At 57.3% G+C, this 25835-nt stretch carries 22 protein-coding genes and 1 pseudogene; 16 read left to right on the forward strand and 7 right to left on the reverse strand.

The features are described 5' to 3' along the window. Positions 1-166, reverse strand: a pseudogene (locus ACR0J0_RS20675) (transposase); the annotation flags it as partial. A 518-nt stretch (positions 167-684) separates the two neighbouring features. On the opposite strand from ACR0J0_RS20675, the gene ACR0J0_RS20680 reads away from it, so the two are divergent. The 3 genes from ACR0J0_RS20680 (at position 685) to ACR0J0_RS20690 (ending at position 2914) form a co-directional block, all read left to right on the forward strand. After that, complete coding sequence (locus tag ACR0J0_RS20680) at positions 685-1503, forward strand: DUF2189 domain-containing protein (protein ID WP_480665880.1); 819 nt, start codon at positions 685-687, stop codon at positions 1501-1503. 180 nt (positions 1504-1683) lie between these two features. Continuing rightward, the gene (locus ACR0J0_RS20685) at positions 1684-2388 is read left to right on the forward strand and encodes an ArsR/SmtB family transcription factor (RefSeq protein WP_480665882.1); all 705 of its coding nucleotides are present in this window, start codon (positions 1684-1686) and stop codon (positions 2386-2388) included. An 82-nt stretch (positions 2389-2470) separates the two neighbouring features. After that, positions 2471-2914 (forward strand): YqfO family protein, encoded by a 444-nt coding sequence (locus ACR0J0_RS20690; protein WP_480665883.1) that lies wholly within the window; start codon positions 2471-2473, stop codon positions 2912-2914. A 116-nt stretch (positions 2915-3030) separates the two neighbouring features. Here the strand turns inward: ACR0J0_RS20690 and ACR0J0_RS20695 are convergent, their stop codons facing one another. From ACR0J0_RS20695 to ACR0J0_RS20715, 5 genes are all read right to left on the reverse strand, one after another. Beyond that, complete coding sequence (locus ACR0J0_RS20695; RefSeq protein ID WP_480665884.1) at positions 3031-3540, reverse strand: N-acetyltransferase family protein; 510 nt, start codon at positions 3538-3540, stop codon at positions 3031-3033. Between the two features lie 173 nt (positions 3541-3713). Next, positions 3714-4025 (reverse strand): non-heme iron oxygenase ferredoxin subunit, encoded by a 312-nt coding sequence (locus ACR0J0_RS20700; protein WP_480665885.1) that lies wholly within the window; start codon positions 4023-4025, stop codon positions 3714-3716. A 4-nt stretch (positions 4026-4029) separates the two neighbouring features. Next, positions 4030-5331, reverse strand: a complete 1302-nt coding sequence (locus ACR0J0_RS20705) for a M24 family metallopeptidase (protein ID WP_480665886.1) — start codon at positions 5329-5331, stop codon at positions 4030-4032. Continuing rightward, positions 5328-6176 carry a 3-methyl-2-oxobutanoate hydroxymethyltransferase gene (locus ACR0J0_RS20710; RefSeq protein WP_480665887.1) on the reverse strand — a complete coding sequence of 283 codons (849 nt, stop codon included), beginning with the start codon at positions 6174-6176 and terminating at the stop codon, positions 5328-5330. Before ACR0J0_RS20710 ends, ACR0J0_RS20705 begins: the two co-directional genes overlap by 4 nt. Position 6177: 1 nt before the next feature. After that, positions 6178-7206 carry a fatty acid desaturase gene (locus ACR0J0_RS20715; protein ID WP_480665888.1) on the reverse strand — a complete coding sequence of 343 codons (1029 nt, stop codon included), beginning with the start codon at positions 7204-7206 and terminating at the stop codon, positions 6178-6180. Between the two features lie 316 nt (positions 7207-7522). Between ACR0J0_RS20715 and ACR0J0_RS20720 the strand changes: the two genes are divergently transcribed. After that, positions 7523-8410: a LysR family transcriptional regulator gene (locus ACR0J0_RS20720; RefSeq protein WP_480665889.1), complete on the forward strand. Its 888-nt coding sequence runs from the start codon at positions 7523-7525 to the stop codon at positions 8408-8410. Between the two features lie 19 nt (positions 8411-8429). On the opposite strand, the gene ACR0J0_RS20725 is transcribed toward ACR0J0_RS20720, so the two are convergent. After that, on the reverse strand, positions 8430-9323 hold the full coding sequence (locus ACR0J0_RS20725; RefSeq protein ID WP_480665890.1) for a LysR family transcriptional regulator: 894 nt from the start codon (positions 9321-9323) through the stop codon (positions 8430-8432). A 148-nt stretch (positions 9324-9471) separates the two neighbouring features. On the opposite strand from ACR0J0_RS20725, the gene ACR0J0_RS20730 reads away from it, so the two are divergent. The 12 genes from ACR0J0_RS20730 (at position 9472) to ACR0J0_RS20785 (ending at position 25776) form a co-directional block, all read left to right on the forward strand. Then, on the forward strand, positions 9472-10488 hold the full coding sequence (locus tag ACR0J0_RS20730; protein WP_480665891.1) for a TRAP transporter substrate-binding protein: 1017 nt from the start codon (positions 9472-9474) through the stop codon (positions 10486-10488). Between the two features lie 72 nt (positions 10489-10560). Beyond that, positions 10561-11166: a TRAP transporter small permease gene (locus ACR0J0_RS20735; protein WP_480665892.1), complete on the forward strand. Its 606-nt coding sequence runs from the start codon at positions 10561-10563 to the stop codon at positions 11164-11166. Continuing rightward, complete coding sequence (locus ACR0J0_RS20740) at positions 11163-12443, forward strand: TRAP transporter large permease (RefSeq protein ID WP_480665893.1); 1281 nt, start codon at positions 11163-11165, stop codon at positions 12441-12443. Before ACR0J0_RS20735 ends, ACR0J0_RS20740 begins: the two co-directional genes overlap by 4 nt. Before the next feature lie 22 nt (positions 12444-12465). Then, entirely contained in the window at positions 12466-13431 is a 966-nt protein-coding gene (gene speB, locus ACR0J0_RS20745; RefSeq protein ID WP_480665894.1) for an agmatinase, read from the forward strand. Positions 13432-13729: 298 nt separating this feature from the next. Then, positions 13730-15943: a hybrid sensor histidine kinase/response regulator gene (locus ACR0J0_RS20750; RefSeq protein ID WP_480665895.1), complete on the forward strand. Its 2214-nt coding sequence runs from the start codon at positions 13730-13732 to the stop codon at positions 15941-15943. 138 nt (positions 15944-16081) lie between these two features. After that, positions 16082-17188 (forward strand): cytochrome-c peroxidase, encoded by a 1107-nt coding sequence (locus ACR0J0_RS20755; protein ID WP_480665896.1) that lies wholly within the window; start codon positions 16082-16084, stop codon positions 17186-17188. 11 nt (positions 17189-17199) lie between these two features. Then, positions 17200-18387, forward strand: coding sequence for a cytochrome-c peroxidase (locus tag ACR0J0_RS20760; RefSeq protein ID WP_480665897.1), 1188 nt, complete (start codon positions 17200-17202; stop codon positions 18385-18387). Positions 18388-18392: 5 nt separating this feature from the next. Next, positions 18393-18962 (forward strand): arsenate reductase (azurin) small subunit, encoded by a 570-nt coding sequence (locus ACR0J0_RS20765; protein ID WP_480665898.1) that lies wholly within the window; start codon positions 18393-18395, stop codon positions 18960-18962. An 18-nt stretch (positions 18963-18980) separates the two neighbouring features. Further along, positions 18981-21662 carry an arsenate reductase (azurin) large subunit gene (locus ACR0J0_RS20770; protein ID WP_480665900.1) on the forward strand — a complete coding sequence of 894 codons (2682 nt, stop codon included), beginning with the start codon at positions 18981-18983 and terminating at the stop codon, positions 21660-21662. A 166-nt stretch (positions 21663-21828) separates the two neighbouring features. Beyond that, on the forward strand, positions 21829-24036 hold the full coding sequence (locus ACR0J0_RS20775) for a HEAT repeat domain-containing protein (protein ID WP_480665901.1): 2208 nt from the start codon (positions 21829-21831) through the stop codon (positions 24034-24036). Between the two features lie 14 nt (positions 24037-24050). After that, complete coding sequence (locus tag ACR0J0_RS20780) at positions 24051-24539, forward strand: plastocyanin/azurin family copper-binding protein (protein ID WP_480665902.1); 489 nt, start codon at positions 24051-24053, stop codon at positions 24537-24539. Then, positions 24532-25776, forward strand: a complete 1245-nt coding sequence (locus tag ACR0J0_RS20785) for a molybdopterin molybdotransferase MoeA (RefSeq protein ID WP_480665903.1) — start codon at positions 24532-24534, stop codon at positions 25774-25776. Before ACR0J0_RS20780 ends, ACR0J0_RS20785 begins: the two co-directional genes overlap by 8 nt. Positions 25777-25835 lie beyond the last annotated feature (59 nt).

The following is a 25835-nucleotide window of genomic DNA, read 5'->3' on the forward strand; positions in this document are numbered from 1 at the left end:
GTCCATGGGCAGCAGGGGCATCCCGCCACCGCAAACCATTGCGATTGATGAAGATAATCCCGCTCACCACACGCCTGTCATCGACGCGCGGTTTGCCGTGGGGCTTCGGGAAGAAGGGCTACAGACGCGCCATTTGCGCATCCGCAAGCCAGAAGAGATCAGACACGTTCACCGCTCGTTTTTGAACCGTGAATCACGCCGCAAAACGGAAATCAATGGGTCCCGACGCTAGGGCGTGTTCTGGATGCGATACATGACGTTCACCATTACGAAGATCCACTGATCTTCATCAAAGACTGTTGGGCTAGTCGCGCAAGCTATGACCCGCACAACTCTAATCCCAACCGTTGGTGGAATCGCGAAAAAACTGGTGCGGACAATTGACGCTCATATGTGTTTGTCCGATCGCATCGAGTATCAATTGCGTGCTACAAGCCAGCTCCGCCATAATCTCAAGGCATACGCCGGGTTGGCTACGGCTCTTTGCCGGCATTAGCTGCGATGTGCCTGCGAAGGCACGTTGGGCTGGTTTCGAAGGGAGAGGAGGATTTGGCTGCCATACTCACTTCTTGCCCTTAAGCTTTACCTGATGCAAACTTGTACGCGGAGGAGGGATGTCTGTTTCACCGCTGGGTCTGTTAACAAACGGACCAGTGTGGGGTCATGCTTTTGGAGGAGTATGTTATGACATCCAAGACCACAGGTTCCACACCACCAGACAACCTGACACCGCAGCCCGGGGCCATGCTCAGGGTCAATAAAGTGACTGCGGATGATATCACCGCCTCGCTGAAGGCTGGGTTTTCCGACTTTCTGGCTCGTCCCATCATGAGCGGCTTTTTTGGCCTGTTCTATGCGGTATTCGGCCTTCTGTTTGTTTGGAGCCTGGTCTGGCTTGGCAAGATCTGGATGATCATTCCCGCCGTTGTTGGCTTTCCGTTGGTCGCGCCATTTGCCGCCGCGGGGCTCTATGAAATGTCCCGCCGGATGCAGAAGGGAGAGAGTTTCGGCTGGTCTGAAATCCTTGCCGTCATGGCCAACCAGAGCAAACGCGAAATGGGCTGGATGGCCTTTGTCACACTGTTCATTTTCTGGGTGTGGATTTACCAGATTCGGCTGTGGCTGGCGATCATCCTGCAGAATGCATCCTTCTCGGATTTTGACGGTTTTCTGAACACCGTTTTGTTCACACCGCAGGGTTGGACCTTCCTTGCTGTTGGCACCTGTGTTGGCGCATTTCTGTCGGCTGTCCTGTTCACGGTGACCGTCGTTGCCATGCCCATGCTGCTCGACCGGGAGACTAACTTCGTTTCCGCCATGTTGACGTCCATTCGTGTCGTCACGGAAAACCCGGTGGTCATGCTCGGCTGGGCGGCGATCATCTCTGTCACGATGCTCTTGTCGCTTGTTCCGGCGTTTCTGGGCTTGATCTTCACCCTACCGATCCTAGGCCATACCACATGGCATCTTTATCAGCGGGCTGTGCCGCCAGCCGAAGAGTGATCTGTCCAACCATCACCTGCAGCACTGCGTAATTCGCTTGAATGATGCGTCTTGATCCGCCAATGAAGCAGGAGAGGGGCATTGCGGACGATTGATCAAAGCCCAACTTGCAGCTTGCTTCGTTCGCCATCGAATGGTTCTTACTGGCCGCACGCCTGATCTACCATTACCCTGTTTCACATGGCAATCGAACCCAGACTGGACATCATCGGGGCGGCGCTCGCCGATCCCAGCCGATCCCGCATCCTTTGTGAATTGATGGATGGGCGCGCATTCACGAACAAAGAGTTGGCCTGCGCGGCAAACGTCAGCCCTCAAACGGCGAGTGTGCATCTCAAGCAACTCGAACTGGCTGGCCTGACTTCCTCGCTGCGCAGCGGGCGGCATGTCTATCATCGTGTTGCGAGTGCCGACATAGCCGAGGTGTTGGAAAGGCTGGCAACGCTATCGCCAACCGACCACCTGGCCCGCCCGGGACAGATCGCAACGGACACACAACGGGCGCGCAGTTGCTACAATCATATTGCAGGCAGGCTTGGTGTATTGATGACAGAGCGTCTTGTTGCCATTGACGTGCTGACCCTCCGTGACGATGCCATCACATTTGGCTCACGCTATCAGGCCTTTGTTGACGACATCGGGATCGAAGTCCTGCCTGTTTCTTCTGGAAAACCTCCGGCAAAGCTCTGCCTGGATTGGACAGAGCGGCGGCACCATATTTCTGGGCCGCTGGCTACGGCGTTCATGCAAAAGGCCCTGGCTGTGAAGTGGTTGGAGCGCAGGACTGGAAGCCGAGCCCTGACTGTCACATCTGACGGGTATGATGCGCTCGAACGCTGGTTTGGCCTGAACAGTAATACAGTGGACGGCACCGATCGCACCTGACGGTTCGACCGTCAGCGAACCGTCCTTTTCCACAGCGCCACCGATACGAGCTATCCCTTCAGGCAAACTGTTGGAGATTGTCATGACATTGCCCAAACTCGACAAAGACAGGTTCGTTCCTGAAAATGGCCTGCGGATTACTGTTCAGGTTCCTGTTACACACGTGCAAGGGATCGTGGACGCGGTTCTGGTGGATGACGCATTGAAGTACGGCGACTATGACAGTGTCACCTATCGAACCGCGCCGGGTATCCAGCAATTCAGATCGTTGGGGAGTGGACGCAACGCAGCAACCCCAAAGGCGGTCGAGGTGCCCTGCAGTGAGCTGTCATTCTTTCTGGCCAGCGACGAGGGGAAAGTTAGCCAGATCCTCAGAAGCATCTATTCATCGCACCCCTATGAAGAGCCGGTGATCTTTGTCCAGCCTTGCGTACGAACCCTGCATATCCGGGGTGTAGATGAGGACAATCCCAACAGGTTCTGGAACAATGACGCCGAGGATTGGGTGCCTGAAGAACACCGGTAGAAAATGCCGAATGGGACATTCGCTGCATCCCTACTGAACCGCTCGCACTAAGAGTGGCTTTTCGCGTCGATCGTGCGATCAACGGGACGAAGTTGCCATTGCCGTGATACGGAAAGCTATGCCAACTGCAATGCATACACGTTGTTCAGGTATCCCTGGCCGCCGATTAGGAACTGAGTTTCTCCAACGTGCTCGAACCCCTGCGCGAGGTAGAAAGCAATGGCGGGATCGTTCTCTGCATTGGTGGCAAGCCAAACCGACTTGGCGTCTTTTTGACGGCAGTGTTGGAGCGCAGCAGCCAACAAGCGTTTGCCGATCCCTTTACCATGATGACGCGGTTGGACGTAGAAGGTTGAGATTTCCAGTTCTGAACAACCGGGCACTGGCGCCTTGCTCGCGGAAGACACCCGAATGAAACCGTCAATCCCTTCGTCGTTTTCGGAAACAAGGATGATTTGGTCCGGATCAAGGATGAGATTATCTATTTTGGACGGTGTAAATTCCTTTAACGCGTAGTCGGCAAATGTGGCATTCACACCGCGTTTAAGATACGTGCCGATCCACACCTCAATCGAGATCGCGGCAATGCTGGATGCATCAGAAACTGTCGGCTTGCGAATTGTCATGGCCGATAGATGCCAGCATGCTGGCAAAGGTCAATGCAAAAAGGGCTCAGTCGGTAATGCGACCCTCTCGCATAAGCCTGGGTTTTAAGTCTATGAGGGGTCAGTATTTTTTGCTTTCGGAACGCGCAGACGCGTTCCGAAACTGAACCGATTGACCCGACTTGATTGAATGTCTAGCCCAGTTGAACAAAAACCTGGCCGCCTTCAATCTTGACCGGATAGGTCTTGAGATCTTCGGTGCATGGAGCGGAAAGTGCCTTACCCGTGCAAATGTCAAACCGGCCCCCGTGCAAAGGGCATTCGATGACGCAGTCGATGACCAGTCCGTCCTCCAAGTGTTGCTCCTCATGGGTGCAGTGGCCGTCGGTGGCAAAGAACCCTTTTTCCGTGTTGTAGATCGCATAGGTCTGATCGCCGTGGTCCCAGCGGATCAGATCTTCTTCGTCGATGTCATCCGTGCTGCACGCCTGTACCCAGTTGCTCATGTGCCTAGACCTCTTTTGTCATCAGTTCTTCTTCAAAGGGATATCGCGACAGGGTGATCGGGCCGCTTTCGGTGACCAGCACCATGTCTTCGAGTTTCACACCCTCGACCCCACCGATCTCGCCGATATAGCTTTCGACGCAAATCACCATTCCGGGCTCTAGCTGGCCGTCGTAGAATTCCGGGTGATCCGGAGAATGCAGGATCACCGGCCATTCGTCCGCCATGCCCAAACCGTGCATCATACAAGGGTAAGGCTGGTCGCTAAAGCCCGCAGGCGGCAGATGGCGGCTGAGCGCAATCTCGGAAAACGCAGCCCCGCTTTGAACCAGCTTCGTGTTCTCCATCACCTCGGTATGGGCCATGGTATACAGGCTTTTCTGATAGTCCGAAGGCCGCCCAGGCCCGCAGCGGAACGCGCGCGAGATGTCGGCACCATAACTGAACGGCCCGACCATGCCGCAGTCGAACACGACAAGATCACCGGCGCGGATCATGCGCGAGGACGCCTCTTGCTGCCACGGGTTTGTCCTTTCGCCTGACGCCAGCAAGCGATAGTCCAGCCATTCGCCGCCGCCCTCAATCAGGGCGGACCACATATGCGCCCATAGCTCTTGTTCCATCACCCCATTGCGCAAATTGTCCCGCATCCGGGTCATGCCATCCTCGGCCACCGCGATCGTCAGGTTCATGGCAAGGATTTCTTCGGGAGACTTTATCTTGCGTGCATGTGCCAGAACCGGGGCGACGTCCGACACCATATGGCCCTTGTTCACCAAAGCCTGCTCGGCATGGAACCCGGCGCGTTCGATGGCGATCTTCTTCGCTCCTTGCCCGCAATGCTGTTGGATCAGGTCATCCATCTGATTGGCCCACTTTAGTGTCCATTCGTCATGCCGCGGCCCCGCGAACATGTAGGACAGCGGCAGCAGGTCGTCGCGGATTTCGTCGATGGTCTCCAAGGTGCTACCGGTGTTCCGCCCGGGTTCCGAGTCGAAATAGACCACCGGCCCGTCGGCGGGTATGAACAGATACCCGGCCTGAATATGCATCTGGAACAAGGTGCAGTTGCGCACGCCGGTTGCATAGCGGATCGACAGCGGCTCGACCAGAATGATCGCGTCCAGGCCCTGCGCCCGGATTTGTTCACGCAGCCGGTTTTGGCGATACCGGCGCATTCGCGGTACGTCGATCATCCCTTCGGTATCGACGGCCTGCATTGGCGGGGTGATCCATGCGGCTTGTTCAAGCGTTAACGGCTGGGGCTTAGCGGCAAAGGCCCGGCTATAGTCGGTTGCGTCGTTCATTTGTGCGTCGGCGTCCATTTATCGAGGGCCTCGAGGAACTTTTCCTTCTCGCCCGCGTGCATCGAAATATTGGTCTGCGGATAAGGGAAGTTGCCTGCAGCGCCTTCGCGGTGAAATTCACTCAGGGCGGCGACACGTTCGTCGTGGATCTGTTTGTGCAACCGGCCGACCTGTCCAAAGGCGTGGGCGTGTTTCGGCGGTTTTTTCTCTTCGCTGGCTTCGCCACAGATATCGGCCAGAAACGAGAAAATGGCATCTCCTGCCATCCCCGACCCCAGCGAGAATGTGACGACCGAGGTCTTGTCGTTCACGGCCTCAAGAACCTCTTCGGCGATGCACTCGGCTTCAACCGCGAAGACGCCGACGTCTTCCATGCGCTTCAGTGTGGTCCAGATTTCCATCGCCTCTTCAGCCTTGCGGCCAAAAGCGCGCAACCCACCGCAATGGTGGCTGAACGTGGGGATCAGCCCGATATGGCTTTGAACCGGAATACCTTCGCGGGCCATGCGCTCCATCACGTCAAAGGATCGCAATGTATAGTACATGTCGGACCCACGTCGCATCGCGTCAAAGGCGTCTGCGACGATTTCATCATCCGAACCAAACCGCGCCCAGGTCGAGCCCACCCCGGTGAAATGCGCCGGTGCCAGCCTGCGGATGTCTTCAATCTGATTAGAGCCGACGACGAACAGGTCGATCCCCGCTTCGACACAGGCGCGGATCTGGTCGTTGTCGGCCGGATTGGCCATGGACAGCTTTTTGCCCGATCCCTTGAGCGCCTTCAAATCGGCTACCGTATAGTTGCGGATCGCCGGGTTGCGGCTGAAGTCATAGATGCGCTTCATGTTACATCGTCCTTTCTGCAATACGTTCCACTGGCCCGCCGCTGGTTATCATGTGGGGAGCCTGCCGGATCGATTGGGCCTTGGTCGACAGACTCAACGTGCGACGCAACGTGATGACAAAGACTTCCCAATTGGTGCGCAGGAAACCAGGGTCAGGTTCTGGCACCTGATCGTGAACGGCCTCGGCCAGATCGGGCAGGGCGTGGAATGGCACCTGCGGATACAGGTGGTGTTCGACATGGTTGTTCATGTTCATGTACAGGAAGTTCGCCAACCAATGCCCACGGAACGAACGGGTGCTGTCCAGGATTGAAGGCGAGTTCTCTTGCAACTCGACATGTTGGATCAGGGTAAACAGCAACATGACCGGCGCACCCATGATGCGCGGCATCACGATGAACCAGACAGGCCACCAAACGCCGACAAAGGGCGCAATGGCGATCAGCGTATAGATCGCAAGCATGATCCGCGCGTTGCGGGTCATCCTCGCGAACTCGTTTTCGGGTGTCACCATTTTCATGGTGTCGGTGTAGTGACCGATCGCCAGATGCCAGAACACCTGCATGTGAAAGCGCAACAGACCAAAACCTGTGATCTCGGTCAGCCAACCGCCGAAACCCATGGGCGTATCAAAGGGCATCTGGCTGTCCTTGCCTACATGCCATGTATGCGTGTGATGGTTGGTGTGGGTGTAGCGCCGATGCAGTGGTTCTTCCATGTACAGAAGTGAGGTGACCCACAGCACAGCTTCATTCAGCCAGCGCGTGCGAAAGGCGGTGCCATGGGCGGTTTCATGACTGAAAGAATAGGCTGGCACGGTCAGCACCACGCCATGCACAAACATCGCAGGCCACATCCACAAAGTGCCAAGGCTTAGCCAAACCAGCGTGCCGGTCAGACACAGGGCACCCACCCACTTGGCCAAGTAGACCAGCCCTGGACGGTCGGATCGGGCGGCGATGGATTTCAGGGTCTTCTTGTCCAGCTTCACACCGGAAGAGGCAGCATTCGTTGGGACATAGTCTGGCATGATCTCAGCTCGCGTAATCGTCGGTTTCGTATTCCGGAACGGCCCTTAGCTCGGCTAGGTAGTCGTCTATTCGATCCGGGTCTCGCAGTTCTTGCGCGGTTTTTTCTAGGACGCCGTGCCAATCAGCCGCTGTGTTCGGTCCAACGCGGCGGCCAAATCACTTCTTTCCGACCAGTAAGTCTGGCTTTTGGAACGCGCAGTTTGCGGCAATTTGCATCTCCTCCCGAGTTGAAAAAGAGATGCCTCACGATCTGCTTCGATGACAAATGATGAATCTTAGGTTATGTCATTAAGAAAATTAATGGAGGTATCGTGCATGATCAATCCGGCCTCAGGTTTACCCCCTCTGACCTGGTTGCGCGCATTTGATGAAAGCGCGCGCCATCTGAGTTTCACACGTGCTGCGACCGAGTTGAACCTGACGCAATCGGCAGTCAGTCAGCATGTGCGCAGCCTAGAGGCGTTTCTTGGTCGGGACTTGTTTGTCCGCAAAACCCGGATGTTGGAGTTGACCGAGGATGGGGCAAATTATCTGCCCGGCATACGTGAAGCCTTTGCACTGATAGCCAACAGCACGCGCGCGTTCACCGGATCGCATGCGGGTGAAATCGTCCGTGTGCAATGCAACATGGCTTTCTCGGTGTTTTGGCTTACCCCGCGCCTGCATCGGCTGTATGCCCAACACCCCTGGCTGGTGCTTGATATCATAACGCCGATTTGGGACCCGGAACGGCATGCATCGCAAGCTGCGTTGGAAATTCGGTTCGGCCGCCCCGATGAGATGACCGAACCAGCTGAAAGGTTGACCACAGATCGGTTTTACCCGGTCTGTGCGCCCGAATATCAAGGCGGAGAAATCGATCTGGAAACAGCGGTTCTATTTGACTGTGCCGGCACCACGGGTACGTGGGAATCCTGGTGCCAGGCCAGCGGGGTTGCCTTTGAGAGGTCAGGACAGGTCAATCTGACGTCGACTTATGTCATTGCGATCAATGCGGCGCTGAATAATGCCGGAATTACCATGGCGCATGACACTCTGGTGTCTGACCTGTTGGCAAAAGGGCAACTCACGCGCCCATTTGCGGATTCAGCGGAACTGGTCGAAGGGTATTACCTCCTCCCACCTTCGCCCCATTCACTGACTCCCGCCCGCGAAGCATTTCTCAGTTGGCTGCGAGAGGAAGCTGAACTGACCGCGCTTTAGCCGAGAAACTGGGTTTCAATTACGCCGTTTTCGGTTCGGAACCACAGATATCCTGCACAAACAACTCGACCGCGCGGCGATGTGCCCGGGGCGCCCGGGTTGCGAGATAGAATGTCGACGTCCAGTTCAACATGTTTGGTGCAAGTTCTCGCAGTCTGTCGCGGCGCCCCCAGTTTTCGACGAAGTGAACCGGCAACATGCCCAGATAGTGCCCGGTTTCGATCATGGTCGCCATTGCTTCCATGTTGGCGACAACAGCCTTTGGATGTCTGGCCTGAAGTTCTGGCGAAACCAGCATATCGTAGTTTCTTTGGCACATTTCAAAGCCCGAGATAACGTCGAGATCGATCTGATCATTGGGCAATTTGTAAAGAGGGTGATCGCGGCCACAGTACAAGTGGTGCTCTTCGTGGCACAGTTCGGTGTAGACCAGATCAGCTACCTTATTTCGAAACGGCGCAATTGCGACGTGCAGGTCGCCGGTGATCAGGCGTTGCGTTAGTTCGGTTGGTGATGCCACCACGATTTCCAGCCGGACTTCGTTGGGCCGGTCTAGGAACCGCTTTAGCGACTTTGCCAGCTTAAGGTCCGCAAGTGTGTTGACCGCATCGACAAGTCCAATGCGCAGATCACCGGTTATGGTGTCGCGCAGTTCCAGCAGTTCCGCATCAAAATCACGAGCGCTGCGCAGGATGTCGCCAGCTTTACGATAGGCGATCTCACCCCGCTCGGTCAGGTGAAATCCTCCGCGGCCACGTTCGCAGATCCGGTATCCAAGCGCGGCCTCAAGATCGCGGATTCGGATGCTGATTGCCGACTGGGTTATGCCCAAAGCGTATTGCGCATCGGTAAACCCGCCGCATTCGACCACGGTCACGAAAGTCTCTAACAGAGTATTTCTGAGCAGTTTCAACGAGTATCCGCCCCACAGGAATTTCCACGCAGTTTACATGAAAAATCTTTATGTGAACATAATCAATATGATATTTTTTCGTGTAAATTTCTGTGTTGTCCTGCCTCTCGATCTCCAAACCACAAAAGATCAATGGGAGGAAACCAACATGACATTTACCCTTAGGCACCTCAGGAACACAGCTGCAGTTGCACTGCTTAGCCTGACGCCACTCACCGCTTTGGCCGAAGACTGGAAATTCGCCATCGAAGAGATTCCTGGCTCGATCATGGACGCCTATGCGCAAGAGTTTAAATCGCGCATCGAAGCCGCCACCAACGGCGACGTCACCGTCACTGTTTACCCAATGGGCACTTTGGGTACGCCGACCGAAACCGTTGAGCAAGCTGCCGACGGTATCATCCAGTTCACCAATGTTTCGATCGGGAACCTCGGAACCATTGTTCCCGAAAGCCAGGTCTTCCTGCTACCTTATCTGCTGCCGTCTGATCCGGTCGCGATTTCGGAGATCCTCAGCAGCTCGGAAACTATCTACGGCCCGCTGAACGACGATTTCCGCCAGCGTGGTCTGGAAGTGATGACCATGTATTCCGAGGGTCCTCAGGTCTGGACCACCAATCGTGAAATCCGTACGCCTGATGACTTCGAGAACTTCAAGATGCGGGTGATGGTGTCGCCGATCCTGCTGGAAACCTACAAGAACATGGGTGCCAGCCCGACGCCGCTACCGTTCGGCGAAGTATTTGGCGCGCTGCAGCTGGGTGCGGTCGATGGTCAGGTCAACCCGATCCCTACCATCGAAGAAATGAAGTTCTACGAAGTCACCAGCCACCTGATCTGGGCCGGCGAGCAGGAACTTGTCACCACCGTTGTTGCTGGTTCGGACTGGTTCGAAACCCTCAGCCCGGACCGCCAACAGTTGGTGCGTGACACAATGGCCGACATGACTGGGTTCATTGACGGTGTGGTCACGGATTTCAACCAGAAACGTCTGGACATCATCAAAGAAGCCAAGCCTGACATCGGTCTGGTCGTTCTGACCGAAGAAGAGCGGGACGCGTTCCGCGAGCGCAGCACCGGCACCTCGGCGGCTTATGTCGACACCGTTGGCGGGCGCGGTCAGGAATTGCTGGACGCGCTGCAAGCGGAACTGGCGGGCAACTGATCCCTACCCAAACCACTCACTCAAAACGACCTCACGCGCCCTGCGCGTGAGGGCTTTCAAAGGGAGGACACCATGCAAAGCGGCACCGCCACTCCCTTCGGCTTTTTGGGAAAGATCGACGCCGTCATCGGACGGATCGAAGTCTGGATCCTGGGCTGGGGGATCATCCTGATGGCCACGAACACAATCGCCAACGTCTTTGGCCGGTATGTGTTCAACCAGTCCATCTATTTCTCGGAAGAACTGAATGAGTTCTTGATTGTCATCGTTACCTTCATGGGGCTGGGCTATGCCACGCGCAAGGGTATTCACATCCGCATGTCGGCGATCTATGACGCGCTGCCGATCAAGATACGCAAAGGTCTTATGGTCGTGATCGCGGCCACCACGGCGGTCGTGATGGCGGTTCTGGCCTGGTACGCGCTGGAATATGTGCAGAAAGTCGCCTCTCGCGGGCGGATCACCCCGGCGCTGCAACTGCCACTGTACCTGACATACGTCTGGGTGGTGGTTGGGCTGACGCTCGCCTCGTTCCAGTATCTGCTGACTGCGATCCGCAATCTGAATTTCGCCGAGGAAGACGTCTACGTCTCGTACCTCGAAGTCGACAGCTACGAAGATCCCGAAACCGCAGCCGCAATCCAACGCTACGAAGATTCCACGGAGGCAGACAAATGACCGAGTTGATGCTGGTCGTGATGATCGTCCTGCTGCTTGCAGGCTTCCCGATGAAAATGCCGCTGATCTCGGCGGCGGTACTGGGCTTCCTTGTCTATTTCCCCGACATGAACATGCGGATCCTGATCCAGCAGATGATCGGGGGTGTGAAACCTGCCGCGCTGATCGCGGTGCCCATGTTCATTTTGGCCGCCGATATCATCACACGCGGACATTCTGCCAACCGCCTGATCGATTTGGTGATGAGTTTCATGGGTCACATCAAAGGCGGGCTGGCGATCTCGGTCACGTCTGCCTGCGCGCTGTTCGGCGCGGTTTGTGGTTCGACCCAGGCAACCGTTGTGGCCATCGGCGGAGCGATGCGGCCCCGGATGCTAAAATCGGGCTATAGCGACAGTTTCTCGATCGGGCTGATCGTGAATGCCGCTGACCTTGCCTATCTGATCCCGCCTTCCATTGGGATGATCATCTATGGCGTGGTTTCCGGAACCTCGATCTCGCAGTTATTCATTGCCGGAATCCTGCCGGGCCTGCTGATCGTGGTGCTGTTTTCGGGCTATTGCATGGTCTACGCCTATCGCCATGACATCCCCGTCCTGCCACGCGAAGGCTGGGGGCAGCGCTTTACTGCATTGCGCAAAGCGCTGTGGCCGATGGGCTTCCCAGCTATCATTGTGGGCGGCATCTATGGTGGCATCTTTTCACCAACCGAGGCGGCCGCGATCTGTGTGCTCTATGCAGTCGTGCTCGAAGTGGTGATCTTCCGTTCGATCAAGTTAGGTGACCTGTTTGATATCGCGCTGTCCACGGGTGCCATAACGTCGGTGGTGTTCATCCTGATTGCCGCAGGTGCCGCGTTCAGCTGGACGCTCAGCTTTGCGCAGGTGCCACAGACCATCATCGCCGCGCTGGGTCTTGAACAGGCCGGACCGCTGATGGTGCTGCTTGCCATCAACGTCGCCTTCTTTGTCGGCTGCATGTTCGTGGACTCGATCGTTGTGATCCTGATCCTGGTTCCGATCTTTGCACCCATGATCAAGGCCAGCGGTCTTGACCCGGTTCTGGTCGGTGTCCTCATCACGTTGCAAGTCGCCATCGGTGCCGCCACGCCTCCATTCGGCTGTAACTTGTTCACAGCTATTGCTGTGTTCCGCCGACCCTTCGTGGAAGTTGTGCGCGGAGTGCCTCCATTCCTGATCATTTTGTTGATCGTGACGGGCTTACTGATAGCCTTCCCTCAAATTGCCCTGTTCCTGCCGGAACTGGCCTATCGCTAAACCATAAGAAACGGAGAAAATCATGTCGGGACATGGGTATGAATCTGGTCGTCTGAACCTGCCTTTTGTCGGCATCGCGACCTTTGGCAAGAAACCTTACGTCGAAAACTGGGACGCCATCGACGCCGATGTGGCGATCCTGGGCGCGCCGTTTGACTTTGGCTGTCAGTTCCGCTCTGGCGCCCGGTTTGGCCCCCGTTCGGTGCGCGAGGCCTCGACCCTGTTCAGCTTTGGTCATGCCGGGGCATATGACCACGAGGACGACGCCACCTATCTGGGCAGCGATGTACGTATCGTCGATCTGGGGGACGCAGATATCATCCACACCAAGACCGAAGAGAGCCACGCGAACATCGAATACGGAGTAAAAAAGATCCTCGATGCTGGCGCGCTGCCGGTCACGATCGGTGGTGATCACTCGATCAACATCCCTTGCATTCGGGCTTTTGAAGAAGACTGCGCCAAGAACGGACCCATCCATGTGATCCAGATCGACGCGCATCTGGATTTCGTCGATGAACGCAAAGGCGTCACCGACGGTCATGGGAACCCGATGCGCCGCGCGATCGAGAAAGACTATGTTTCAGGCATGACCCAGCTGGGTATCCGCAACGTGTCTTCGACCGCGAAAGAGGGCTATGAAGACGCCCGCGCCCGTGGCTCGGACATTCTGTCGGTGCGACAGGTACGGAAGTTGGGAACCGAAGCGGTTCTGGATCGTATTCCCGACGGCGCTCGCTACTATGTCACCATCGACATCGACGCGTTCTGCCCCTCGATCGCACCCGGCACGGGGACGCCCAGCCATGGTGGATTCCAGTATTACGACGTGCTTGAAATTCTCCAGGGTCTGAGCAAACGCGGCGACGTCGTGGGCATAGATCTGGTCGAAGTAGCCCCGGCCTACGACCCGTCGGAAAGCACTCAGATCCTTGCGGCGCAACTGCTGTTGAACTTCGTCGGGTTTATCTTCCACAACAAGAAATAAGCTCCCTCCCCGTGGCATTCTTCAGGAGAGATTGCCAATCCCTGCCAGCTTGCGGTCCATCTGCGAGCTGGCTCTTTTGCCTGGTTTTGCAAATAATTGCGGTGTTCGTTATTGCGGTGCACCTCTGGTGGCGACGCGCAATCCATCAACGTCACTGAATCTTGTGGCTTTGAACGCGAGTACTGGTTTCAGAGCTTCTCTGATACCAAAGCAACACGGTTCAAACAGCCCAAACTGTCGCAGCAGATTTGAATCGATCCGGGTTGAGATTCGATCATCGGATGCGTTTAGTACCGAAATGACGAAATCTCAGGCTTCCTCGCCCAGCTACACCAAACGCGCTTATTCTGTCGCTTTTGGCATTGGCGTGGCCCTTGCCGTAATTCTGTCGGTGTTTCTATACATTTCGCGTGAGACGGGAAACCGTATCGGTGACATGCATGAGGCGTGGCGGGACTATTCGGCTGATACCACGCCACGGGGCTACTTGATTTCGGATATACGCGCGTACTTTGGCTACGGCGGCCTGATCCATAACTTCAAAAACTACGTGCTGCGCCACAGCCCGGAATATGGGCCGACACTCCGGCGACAATCGCGCAACCTGTTGACCACGATTGAAGCCTACCGTGGCACCACGCCTTCCATAGCCGAACTGCAAGCGCTGCTGCAGATCGAAGAGGTTGCGCGCGAATATACAGACAACATCCCTCGCATCGAGGCCGGTATCGCCGCCGGATTGAGCGCGGAAGAAATCGACGCCATTGTTCGCGTCGATGACAGTGACGCCTTGACCGCGCTGGCCGAGCTTGAATCCCTGTGGATCGCCGAGCGGGACCAGAGTCTGTTGGGCATGGTGCAAGCCTTCTCGGAGGGCGAACGTTTTGTCCGACACTTCTCGGTTCTGCTGGTCGGCCTGATTATCGTGATCGGTGTAATTGCCATTCTGACGACCCTTTTGATTTCCTCCATCCTGCGCACGAACCAACGACTGAAATCCGAGCTCGCCCTGCGAGAACAGGTCGAATTGGCCGAACGCAAACTGGCCCGTGCGGTCGAGCAAAGCCCGGCGTCAATCATCATCACCGATACGGACCTCAAGATCGAATACGCAAACCGCAAGTTCTTTGAACTCAGCGGTTATGAGCCGGATGAGATCTACGGGCATACGCCGAAGATATTGCAGTCCGGGCAATCGGGGCGGGGTGTTTACAGCGAACTGCAAAGCAGCCTTCAAAAAGGTCAAAGCTGGTACGGTGTGTTTCGGAATTTGCGCAAAGACGGCAGCCACTATTGGGTGTCCAATGCGATTTTTCCACTGGTTGATCAGAATGGCGCTATTACGCACTACATCGGAATTGGCGAAGACCTGACTGAAAGCCGCCGCACCAATGAACAATTCGCTCAGGTCCAGAAGATGGAGGCCGTCGGCATTCTGGCCGGTTCAGTCGCGCACGATTTCAACAATGTCCTGATGAGCGTGACCGGCAATGCCGATCTGATCGAATTGGATGCCGCCGGAAACGAAGACATTCAAACATCGGTTGACCATATACGCATCGCAGCCCGCCGTGCTCAGGCGCTGGTGCGTAAAATGCTGACCTTCGCCCGACAGCGCCCGCGGAACCCTCAGCGCGGGGACATGGTGAAAGCGGCCAAAGAGGCGTTGGAACTTATCCGAGTCTCTGCACCGCCCAACGTGGAAACCCGTTTCGAGATCAATGTCGATACTGCCTTCGTGGATTTTGACGGCACACTGTTCTTCCAGACACTGCTGAACCTCTGTCACAACGCGTTCGAAGCGATGGGCGATAAATCAGGTGAGGTTGTTTTGCGCATCGGCCTTGCGGACAAGAGCGTTCTGGATGATCTGCCGGATGACGCAATCGGCGTTATCCGGCTGGACATCAGTGATACCGGGCCGGGCATGTCCAAAGAACTGCAGGACAAGGTGTTCCAGCCCTTCTTTTCTACAAAGCCGGTTGGAAAGGGTACGGGGCTGGGGCTGACCATCGTTCACAACAGTGTTGAAGAGTGCAGGGGACGTGTAGAGTTGCACTCTGAACCCGGAAAAGGGACCCGTTTCAGCCTGTATTACCCATTGATGCCTGCGCTTAGCCCGGAAGAGCAGGCGGACGTCGAGGCAGTCGCGGGCGACGAACATATCCTGCTGGTCGACGATGATGAGAACGTGTTGTACGTCACGCGCCGTCTGCTGACGCGCTTTGGCTATCGTGTAGAGGCATATTCTGATCCTGTACGCGCCATTGAGGCTTTCAATTCCAATCCGGATGCCTTTGACGCGATCGTGACGGACCTCATGATGCCAGCACTTGTCGGCACGGAACTGATCGAGGCCGCCCGTACGGTCAGAGCCGATATTCCAGCCGTGCTGATCAGCAGCTATTTCGAAAACGCACAGGTTTTGAATGCCGATGACGCTCCGGTCATGGTGCAAAAGCCGGTTGAAGTGCGAAACCTTGCACGGATCATTCGATCCCTGCTTGGCTGAGTCTTCGTTACAAAATTTAACATCTCTTCACAGACCTTAATCTGGATCAAATCACCACGAAACAACTGCCCTCTACAATTTGGACAACCGGTCCTCGGCCACCCGGAGAGACCGGTCCAGCGACAAAGGGGCATTTAGATGATGACCAAAGCCAGAACATGGTTCTCGGCGCTATCGACAGTTTCGCTGCTGACGATCTGTGCCGCGTTACCGGTTCACCAGGCCCAGGCGGAAGAACCGGGCCCGGTGGAAGCAATTGAATTTGATCCAGCCAAGGCGGCTCTTGGGAAGCGATTGTTCTTTGATCCACGCCTGTCCGGCGACACCGAGCTGTCCTGTGCCAGCTGCCACCAGCCGGAATTGGGTTTCACTGACGGGCAGGCTCTGTCGGACGCCTATGCAGGGAACCTGCATTTCCGCAACGTTCCGACGTTGATTAACAGCGCCAAGCGCGCGGCGTGGTTCCATGATGGACGCATCGGCACCAACCTCAACGACGTGACCCGCGAAAGCATCACCGAGACCTATTCCATGAACATGGACATGCGTCTGATGCAGGAACGCATCAAGCAGGATCCGGTTTATGTCGAAATGTTCGAAGCTGCCGGATTTGGCGAGCCTTCAAACGGTGGTGTCCGAAACGCGATCCCCGAATATCTGAAAACGCTGATCTCGCGTGGCGCACCCTTCGACACCGGCGAGATGTCGGAAGAGGCCATGGCGGGCTATGAACTGTTCAACGCCAGCGGCTGCAATTCGTGCCACTCGGGCGAGCGGTTCACCGATGACCTGCCGCATAATATTGGTGTTCCGGACAACCCGGACATTTGGGCGACGCCCGAACGCCACATCACTTTCGTGGCCATGATGAAGTTCCTCGGTGTTGCGAACTACATGAACCTGCGCGCCGATCCGGGCGCTTACATCCGTACCCACAACGCCGACACGTTCGGCACCTTCATGACCCCGACGCTGCGCGAACTGACCTACACCGCGCCGTATATGCATAACGGCACGATGGCGACGCTCGAAGATGTGGTGTCCTTCTACAACGCCGGTGGCGGTGACGATGAAAACAAGGACCCGCGCATCAAGCCGCTGAACCTGAGCGAGACCGAGCAAGCGCAGCTGGTGGCCTTCCTCAAGGCGCTGTCTGGCGAGCCGCTGACCGGTCCTGAATTCATCGCCGAGGACATCGATACGGACTATGCGCCGATCGAGAACTGGCAAGACGCGACAAACTGAGGAGTGGACCCATGAAAGACCTTAAGTCTTACCTTTCAGGTACAATCGCCACCGCTGCTCTGGTTGCCGCCCTTGGTTCGCACGCCTTTGCAGAAACCAGCATGGAGATTGAGGCCGGTATCGGCGGGGCAGACCCCGATCCGGATGCGCCATTGGTGGCGCTGGGCGAGCCTCCAATTCCGCTGGACAACCCCCAAACCGATGCCAAGATCGAACTGGGCAAGATGCTGTTCTTCGATCCGCGTCTGGGCGGCAATCCATCGACGCCCTGTTCGGCCTGTCACATGCCGGACGTCGGGTGGGACGTCGAAGCACCAATCTCGTTCGGATATCCCGGCACGACCCACTGGCGCAACAGCCAGACCATCGTGAACTCGGCCTATTACGGCAAGCTGTTCTGGGCGGGCTCAAGCAAAAGCCTGGAAAGCCAGGCCAAATCCGCCGCAGGCGGCGCGGTTGCCGGGAACGGCGAGGCCGACATGATGGAGGCCCGTCTGGCCTTCGTCCCCGAATATGTCGAACGCTTCAACGATGTCTTTGGTGACCAGTGGCCGCGCGTCGGCAACGCATGGCGGGCCATCGCTGCGTTTGAACGCACCATCGTCCAAACAGACACCCCCTTCGACAACTACCTGCGCGGGGATGATGCGGCGCTAACCGAAGAACAAAAACGCGGGCTGGAGCTGTTCACCGGCAAGGCGCAATGTTCCGAATGCCACAATGGCGCGCTGCTGTCGGATGAGAAATACTACAACACCGGCGTGCCCGCCTATGGCGGTTGGCAGGATGACGGTCTGGCACAAGTCACCTTCCGGTACGAGCTTTATGCCAAAGGCTCGACCGAAGAGATGTATCGCCACACCAAGGACGACCCTGGCTTCTATTTCCGCACCAAGGAAAAGGCCGACAAGGGCAAGTTCCGCACACCGTCCCTGCGTTACACCCTCTATACCGAACCCTACATGCATAACGGCATGTTGGCGACGCTCGAGGATGTGGTTGAATTCTACAACCAGGGCGGCGGCGAGAATGAGTTCTCGGATAACAAATCCCCGCTGATCCAACCCCTTGGCCTGAATGATCAGGAAAAGGCGGATCTGGTGGCCTTCCTGAAATCCCTGTCCGGCGAGGAGATCCTGATCGAGGAACCCGAACTGCCGGATTACCAGCCGCTTCCAGCGGCTGCCACAGAGGAGTAAGCGCTATGACAGATCATAACGCAACCGGATGCAGCTGTTCGGGCGAGGCCAAAAAGGCCTGCACCGTGAACCGCCGACAGTTCTTGTTCGCTTCGGGTGCAACGACCTTTGCCGTGATGGTGGCCATGCCCACCCGTCACGGTCAGGCCGAGCAAGTACCCGCCCTGGTGTCCACCTATCCGCGCAAGCTGATCGGCAAATTGTCCGAGCTGGAACAGGATGTGCCGTTCGAGTTCTATTACCCGGATGAGGGCGACTATTCGGACTCGATCCTGGTCAAGACCGGCGTGGAAAGCGGCGGCGGCATCGGTCCGCAGCGGGACGTTGTGGCCTTCAACCTCACCTGCACCCATCAGGGGGGGTCGATGTTTGACAGCTACAAGCCGGATCACAAGGTGCTGGGTCCATGCCCGCTGCATCTGTCCACGTATGACGTGACACGGCATGGCATCCTCGTCTCGGGGCAGGCCTACCAGTCACTGCCGCAGGTCCTGTTGGAACTGGACGGCGATGACATCTACGCCGTTGGCATGTTCGGCCTGATCTACGGCCGTTACGACAATCTCATTGCATAAGGGGAGGGGAGACTGACAATGGCAACCCCGTATTACGTACCCGAAACCAACGTCCCGCTGCCGCCCAAGGGCGCCGAGGTCATCTCGACCGCCTGCGACTATTGCATCGTGGCCTGCGGTTACAAAGTCTATCGCTGGCCTGTGACAGCCAAGTCGGGCGGTCCCGGCGCGGATGAAAACGCATTTGGCGAGGATTTCCCCGTTGCCCCCTTGGGTGCATGGGTGGCTCCGAACCAGCATAATATCGTGCTGCACAAGGGCCAGCCGCATCACGTGGTGATCATCCCGGACAAGGACAACCAGACCGTCAATACAGACGGCGACAGTTCTTTGCGGGGCGGGTGTATTGCACAGAAATGCTATAACCCGCAGACGCCGACACGCGACCGCCTGAAGACGCCGCTGATGCGGATCTATGGCACACTGATGCCGGTCCCGTGGGATCTGGCGCTGGATGTGGCGGCCGAGGTGGGCAACCACGTCATCGCCAAACACGGCACCAATGCCTATGGTGTGAAAACCTTCAGCTACCAGTATATCGAGAACACCTATGCAATCTCGAAATACGCGCTGCGCCATATCAACACTGCGAACTTCACCTTCCACGACACGCCGTCCGACGTGACATCGACACCCGGTTTCCGGGATGCGGGTTTCGATAACTTCGGACCGTCCTATGAAGACTGGCGCGACGCGGAAACCTTGCTGGTCTGCGGCACCGACCCGTATGAGACCAAGACCATCCTCTATACCCAGTGGATGATGAAGGGGATGCAGAACGGTCAGAAGGAAATCTATCTGATCCCGCGCCGGTCCGCCGGTGTGGCCCATGCTGAGAAGATGGGCGGTCTGCATATCGACGTTCTGCCCGGCACTGACCTGCTGGTTGTCAACGCCATTGCCCGCGTCATCGTGGAAAATGGCTGGGAAGACAGCGATTGGATCAAGAAATGGGTCAACAACAAGTGGGAGAGCTCCTCTGGCTTCGGTCAGGGCACCCGGAACACGCCCTGGCAGTGGCGCACGACCTGGGGCAAGTTCCAGACCAAAGGCTTCGAGGACTGGAAAGAGTGGCTGTTGTCGCAGGACGAATTCGCGCCCGAGACCGCCGCGGCCATGGCCCAGATCGACGTGCAAAAGATCTATACGGCTGCCGAATGGCTTGCCAAACCCAAAGAGGATGGCTCGCGCCCGAAAACCTCGATCATGATCGAGAAAGGGTTCTACTGGTCGAACAACACCGGCAACACACAGGCGATCTCCGCGCTGGGCATCATCTGTGGCTGTGGCGGTCGTCCAGGTCAGGTCATCGGCCGAGCCGGTGGTCACCAGCGGGGCGGCGTCAAGGGCGGGAAGTACCCGCGCAACAAATCGCCCGAGAAACTGCCGGGCCGCCGTCGCCGCGCCATGGATACCGACCGGTATCTGATCGCAGGTCATACCCGTATTGCCCACGTGATCGGCACCACCTGGATTCAGTCCATGTGCGGATCGCAGCAACTGGCCGACAAGTTCGAGGAACTGACCGTCCGCAATCCGCACCAGATCGCCAGCTTCGACAAGCAAGAGATGATCGATACGCTGAAGGCCCGCGCCGACAGTGGCGGCATGGTGGTGATCAATCAGGACATCTATCTGCAGGACCCGATCGGCAACCGATACGCCGACATCGTATTCCCGGCAGCGACTTGGGGCGAAGAGGATTTCCTGCGCGCCAACGGTGAACGCCGTCTGCGTCTGTATCAGAAGTTCTATGATGCCCCCGGTGCGGCGAAACCCGACTGGTGGATCATCGCGCAACTGGCACAGCGGATGGGCTTTGACGGGTTCGACTGGCAGAGTTCGAACGAGGTCGCCGAAGAGGCCGTGCGCTTTACCCGCGGGTCGCGCAAAGATTTCCACGCGGTCTATCGTCTGGCCAAGAAGGAAGGCAAAGGCCTGCACCAGAAGGTCCGTGAATTCGGCACCGATGGGGTGCAATGCCCGGTCATGCTGGATGCCGATGGTGTTACACTGATTGAGACCAAGCGCCTGCACGACACGACACGCACGCTGCCGGAGACCGGTGCAGCTGGGAAAGATGTGTTCAACAAGAAGCTGACGCACTTCAACAGCCAAACCGGTAAGTGCAACATCCAGAAATCGCCTTGGGGTCTGTTCTCGGACTATTGGGAATGGCTTAAACCAAACAAGGACGAAGGCGAGTTGTGGGCGACCTCCGGTCGGATCAACGAACGCTGGCAATCCGGTTTCGACGACCGCCGTCGCCCGTACATCGTGCAGCGCTGGCCGGAAAACTGGGTCGAAATCCACCCCGACGATGCGGCCGAGCGCGGCATCGAAAGCGGCGATTATGTGATGGTCTATTCGGAACGCGTTCCGGGTAACAAGACTACGCTGCTGGGTGTGGAAGGTGATGACTTCCAGTTCTCGAAACTGATGGAGAACGGGCATATCGAACTGACCAAAGCGGCGATCACCGCCGTGGCCATGGTCACGCCCGCCATCAAGAAAAGCGTTGTTTACATGGACTTCCTGCACATGCAGCAGCCTGCAAACGCGCTTGAGGGCCGGATCGTCGACTGGATCAGCGGCAACTACAACTACAAGATGGGTGTTGCCAAGGTCCGCAAACTGGGGCCGAGCCCCTACAAGACCTCGTTCCGTACGATGTCCTTTGCGCCGCGCGACATCGCCTGATGACAGCTTTCCGGGGGGCGGATGCCATGCCGCCCTTCGGGTTCGGTCCCACTGCAGAAGGGACCATAGGCCGGCGTCCCCGGCCTAACTGGAAGGCAGGTATCGGTTGGTAAACCTGCCTTCCACTTTCACCCAACCCGCCCAACCGCAGACATGGCAGCTTGATATGAACATGCATTCCGATACCGCCCTGCGCGACGAGGCCACCAGCCTGTTTTCCGAATACGCAAAATCCGATTATGACGTGATCCGCCTGCGCGCCATTCAGGCCCTGACCGCCATTGGAGCCAGCAACAGCCCGACCTTGGTCGAGGCGTTGCTGGATGATGACGAAGACGTCCGTCAGGACGCCGCTCAGGCGCTGGGCGCTTTGGGAGTACAGGAAGCCGCTTCGCAACTTCTGGAGAACCTGATCCACGATCCTTGTGGTGAGGTGAAGCTGGCATGCGTGAACGCCTTGGCGGAATTGCAATTCGAGGATGCCGCGCCTTACCTTCGCACCTTCGTGACCGGGCGTGGGGATGAGGTCACGTGGGACGAAGACGAACTCCATCAGGACGAGTGGGACGACTGGCTGGACACCCAAATCGCTGCAATCAAGGCATTGGGTCAGTTGGGTGACGTTGCCGCGATCGAACCGATTGTCATGGCTCTGATGGACGAAGACGGGCAGGAATTGGGCGATGTCGCCTGCGAAGCGTTGGGCCGGATCGGCCAGCCTGCCGTTCCGACCTTGGGTGTGTTCGCTCAATCCTCGAACCGCCGCCTGCGCCACCGTGCCCTGAAAGCGTTGGCAGCTGTTGGTGGCACCGAAGCCGAAGGCATTCTGCGCAAGGTGCTAAAGGACAAAGACGGCGCAGTTCGCCTGATCGCCTATGAGGCGTTGATGCCCAATAACACGTCCTTGGTCGAGCAAGCCCTGACCGATGCGGTCGAAGACATCCGCATCGCCGCGCTGAATATGTCGGGATTTTCCGAAGCGGAACTGCTTGACCGCATGATGCGCGACCCGGGTGCCAAAGTGCAGTTGGCTCTGATTGACAGGCTGGACCGCGGTGCTCCGATTGCCGATCGAGAGGACCTGCGATGGCAGGTTCTGGACTTTCTGGCGACTGGACAGCAACCCGAAGTGTCAGCACAGGCGCTGGGTTTGTTGGCGGCTCTGGCCCCGGAACTAGTGGCGGATCGACTGAACGCGCTGTTCTCGGTAGACGCAAGCGACCTCAAGGCTGAGCGTATGCAATGGGCCATCGTTGACGCGCTGGCGACTTCTCCTTCACGCGAAGCGGCGGAGTGGTTGCAGCGCGCGTGCCGTTCTCCGTTCCGGTCCGTGCGGCTAAAGGCTTTGGCGTCGCTGGCGACGATCGTTGTCGACGACGCCCGCCCGCATGTGAACCAGCAGCAGGGGCGCGAGATGCTATTGTCTTTTGCCCTGGCCCCAATGCCGCTTGCTGTGGAACAAGACCCCGAAGAGGAAGCCCCTCGGACCGACATTGCTGCGCTGGAAGGGGCTGGACTGGATGTGTCGGAAGGTGGTGACAATGGCCCGACTTCAAGCCTCGGCGCGATCCTCGGCCACGACGCAATTGCTGCCGAGATGCAGCAAGAAGCAGAAGAGGACGTCGTGCAGCCGCTGACCCCACGCGAGCAGGCTTTGCTGGCCAAGGCCACACGACATCCGAAACGCCGTCGGGTCGCGCTGGACGATGATTCCGAGGCTTTGGCGCGTGAAACCCGCATGTCTGCCATTCGGCTGCTGGGCGAGGTAAGAGGCATGCAGGTTATGCTGGCGCAGATTGTACAGGATGCCGACACCGAAATTGCACAGCAGGCATTGTCGGCGCTGGGTGTATCTGTTGCCCGTCATGGGGCGGAACTGGACGACCGGCAGGTTGTCGAGCTGATTACACAGGGCCTGTCACACACGGATTCGAACCTGTCCTTGCAGGCGCTGAAACTCCTGCAATTGGCTGATCTGCCGCCGCAGGACGCGTTGCGCGGCAAGTTGCGGGCAATGCTGAAAACGGGTGACACTGCGTTTCGTATCGACGCCATGCATATCCTGACCAAATGGAATGGCACGGCAGACGTCGCAGGCGGCCTGCTCGACGATCCGTCCGCTCCGGTTCGGCAGGCTGCGATGCGCCTGATTTCCGAGATCGCTCCGGAGCGGGCATGCGCCGAGATTGTGCCCTTCCTTCTTGCCAATCCCGAGCAGCGCATTCTGACCTATGTCAATGACAACTCTCCGGCAGTGGTATCCATTGGCCGCAAATTATTGGCCGAGCTGCGCGACCAGAACCGCCGCGGGCAATGGCCGGTAATGATCACTGCATTGGCCGATTTGTTGCGGGAGCCTCCGCGCTCGGTCTGAACCCGGAGGAATGGATGCTCCCGTCGTGCAAGACAATCGCGATCATTTTGGTCGCGGCAACAGTCGGACTGGCTTCGATGGCGCAGGCTGACGATGTGCCGGAGGTGGCCGTTGTCCACCAGATCATTGACCTGAACGCCGACACTCCGGCGCATGCTTTTCGGTTCGAACCCAAACTTTTGCACGTTCCTGCCGGATCGACCGTCCGGTTCAAAGGTTCGACGGGACGCCACACCGTTTCGGCAATCCTTCGCATGATTCCCGTTGGTGCGCGCAGTTTCGAAATCCGGGGCCAACCCACTATGGACCTGACTTTTGAGAAAGAGGGCGTCTATGGTATTCGCTGCCGCGTTCACGGTCGGCACGGAATGGTCATGTTGCTGGTGGTCGGTGATCCAAGTGTGAATCTGGAAGAGGCGAAAGCTTATTTGCCGAAACTCGGCGAAGCTGAACGCAAAGGTTTTGAAGAATTATTTGCAGAACTGGAGGGGCAAAATGGCTGATGGATGTGCCTGCGACAGGCATGCTCACATGTATGTCTCGGTAGAACATGCCTTGCAGCGTGGGTTGGAAGCGGCCCCCTGCATTGCGGAGACTGAAGCTCTGCCTTTGTTCGATGCCATTGGTCGGGTTCTGGCGGAAGATTGCCTCAGCAAGGTCGACTTGCCTGCCTTTGATAACTCGGCAATGGATGGATATGCGGTTCGATCTGGTGAACTGATAGACGGCGACGTGCATCATCTGACCATCGCTGGTCGCGTTGCGGCTGGCGACAGCGGTGCGCATGAGGCGCCAGCGGGCAGTGCCTTGCGTATTCTGACAGGCGCACCGGTGCCAAAAGGATTTGATGCCGTTGTGATGCAAGAAGATTGCCAGATCAGCGATGGCGCAATTCGTTTTTCCCGCACGCCAAAACCCGGGCAGCATATTCGCCGTGCGGGCGAAGACCTCAGTTCTGGCGCGCCACTGCTGACTCAGGGATGTGAAATCGGTTCTCGCGAAGTCGCCGCGTTGGCTGCGGCTGGGTACGGAGCGGTCACTGTCCGGCGCAAGTTAAAGGTCACGATATTCTCGACCGGCAGCGAACTTCGTGAAGCCGGAGAAGAGCTTGGCCCGGGCCAGATCTACAACTCCAACCGCTATATGCTGCGGGCGATGCTGGACAAGCCTTGGGTCGAACTTGTGGATGCGGGACCTGTGAAGGATGATCCCGAGATACTTGAGCAAGTCCTGCGCAATGCTTGCGATACATCCGATCTGATAATCACAACCGGTGGAGTTTCGGTCGGCGACGAAGACCACATGCCGCGCCTGTTTGAGGAAATCGGTGGCGAGATCGATGTGATGAAAGTGGCGATGAAACCCGGCAAGCCGATCCTGTTCGGTCGTCGCGGCAACGCGCTGTATGTCGGCCTGCCCGGGAATCCTGTGTCCGCTTACGTTACCTGGCAGGTTATCGGATCGGAGCTTATGGCATCGCGCGTGGGCCTGGCACGAAAAAGGCTGGTTTCAGAGCAAGCAGTTTTGGCGGAACCTCTACAACGGCATAAGGGACGTCAGGAGTACCGCCCGGTGCGGATTGAGGGAGTATCGCCAGACGGTCGACCAAGATTGAGGCCGATGGCGGCGTCCTACAGTGGACGAGTTGCGATGTTGGCGCAGGCTGATGGATTGGCGGTTCTACCGGCTGAGTTGGAAAATTTGCCAGGGGGCCAAGCGCTGGAGTTCCTGCGGTTTTGACCACTCGCGCTAACTCCACGTAACGCTCAGCGTCATCCTTGCGTGCGCCAAGGCGCAGC

The sequence above is a fragment of the Ruegeria sp. BF12 genome (assembly GCF_056538705.1).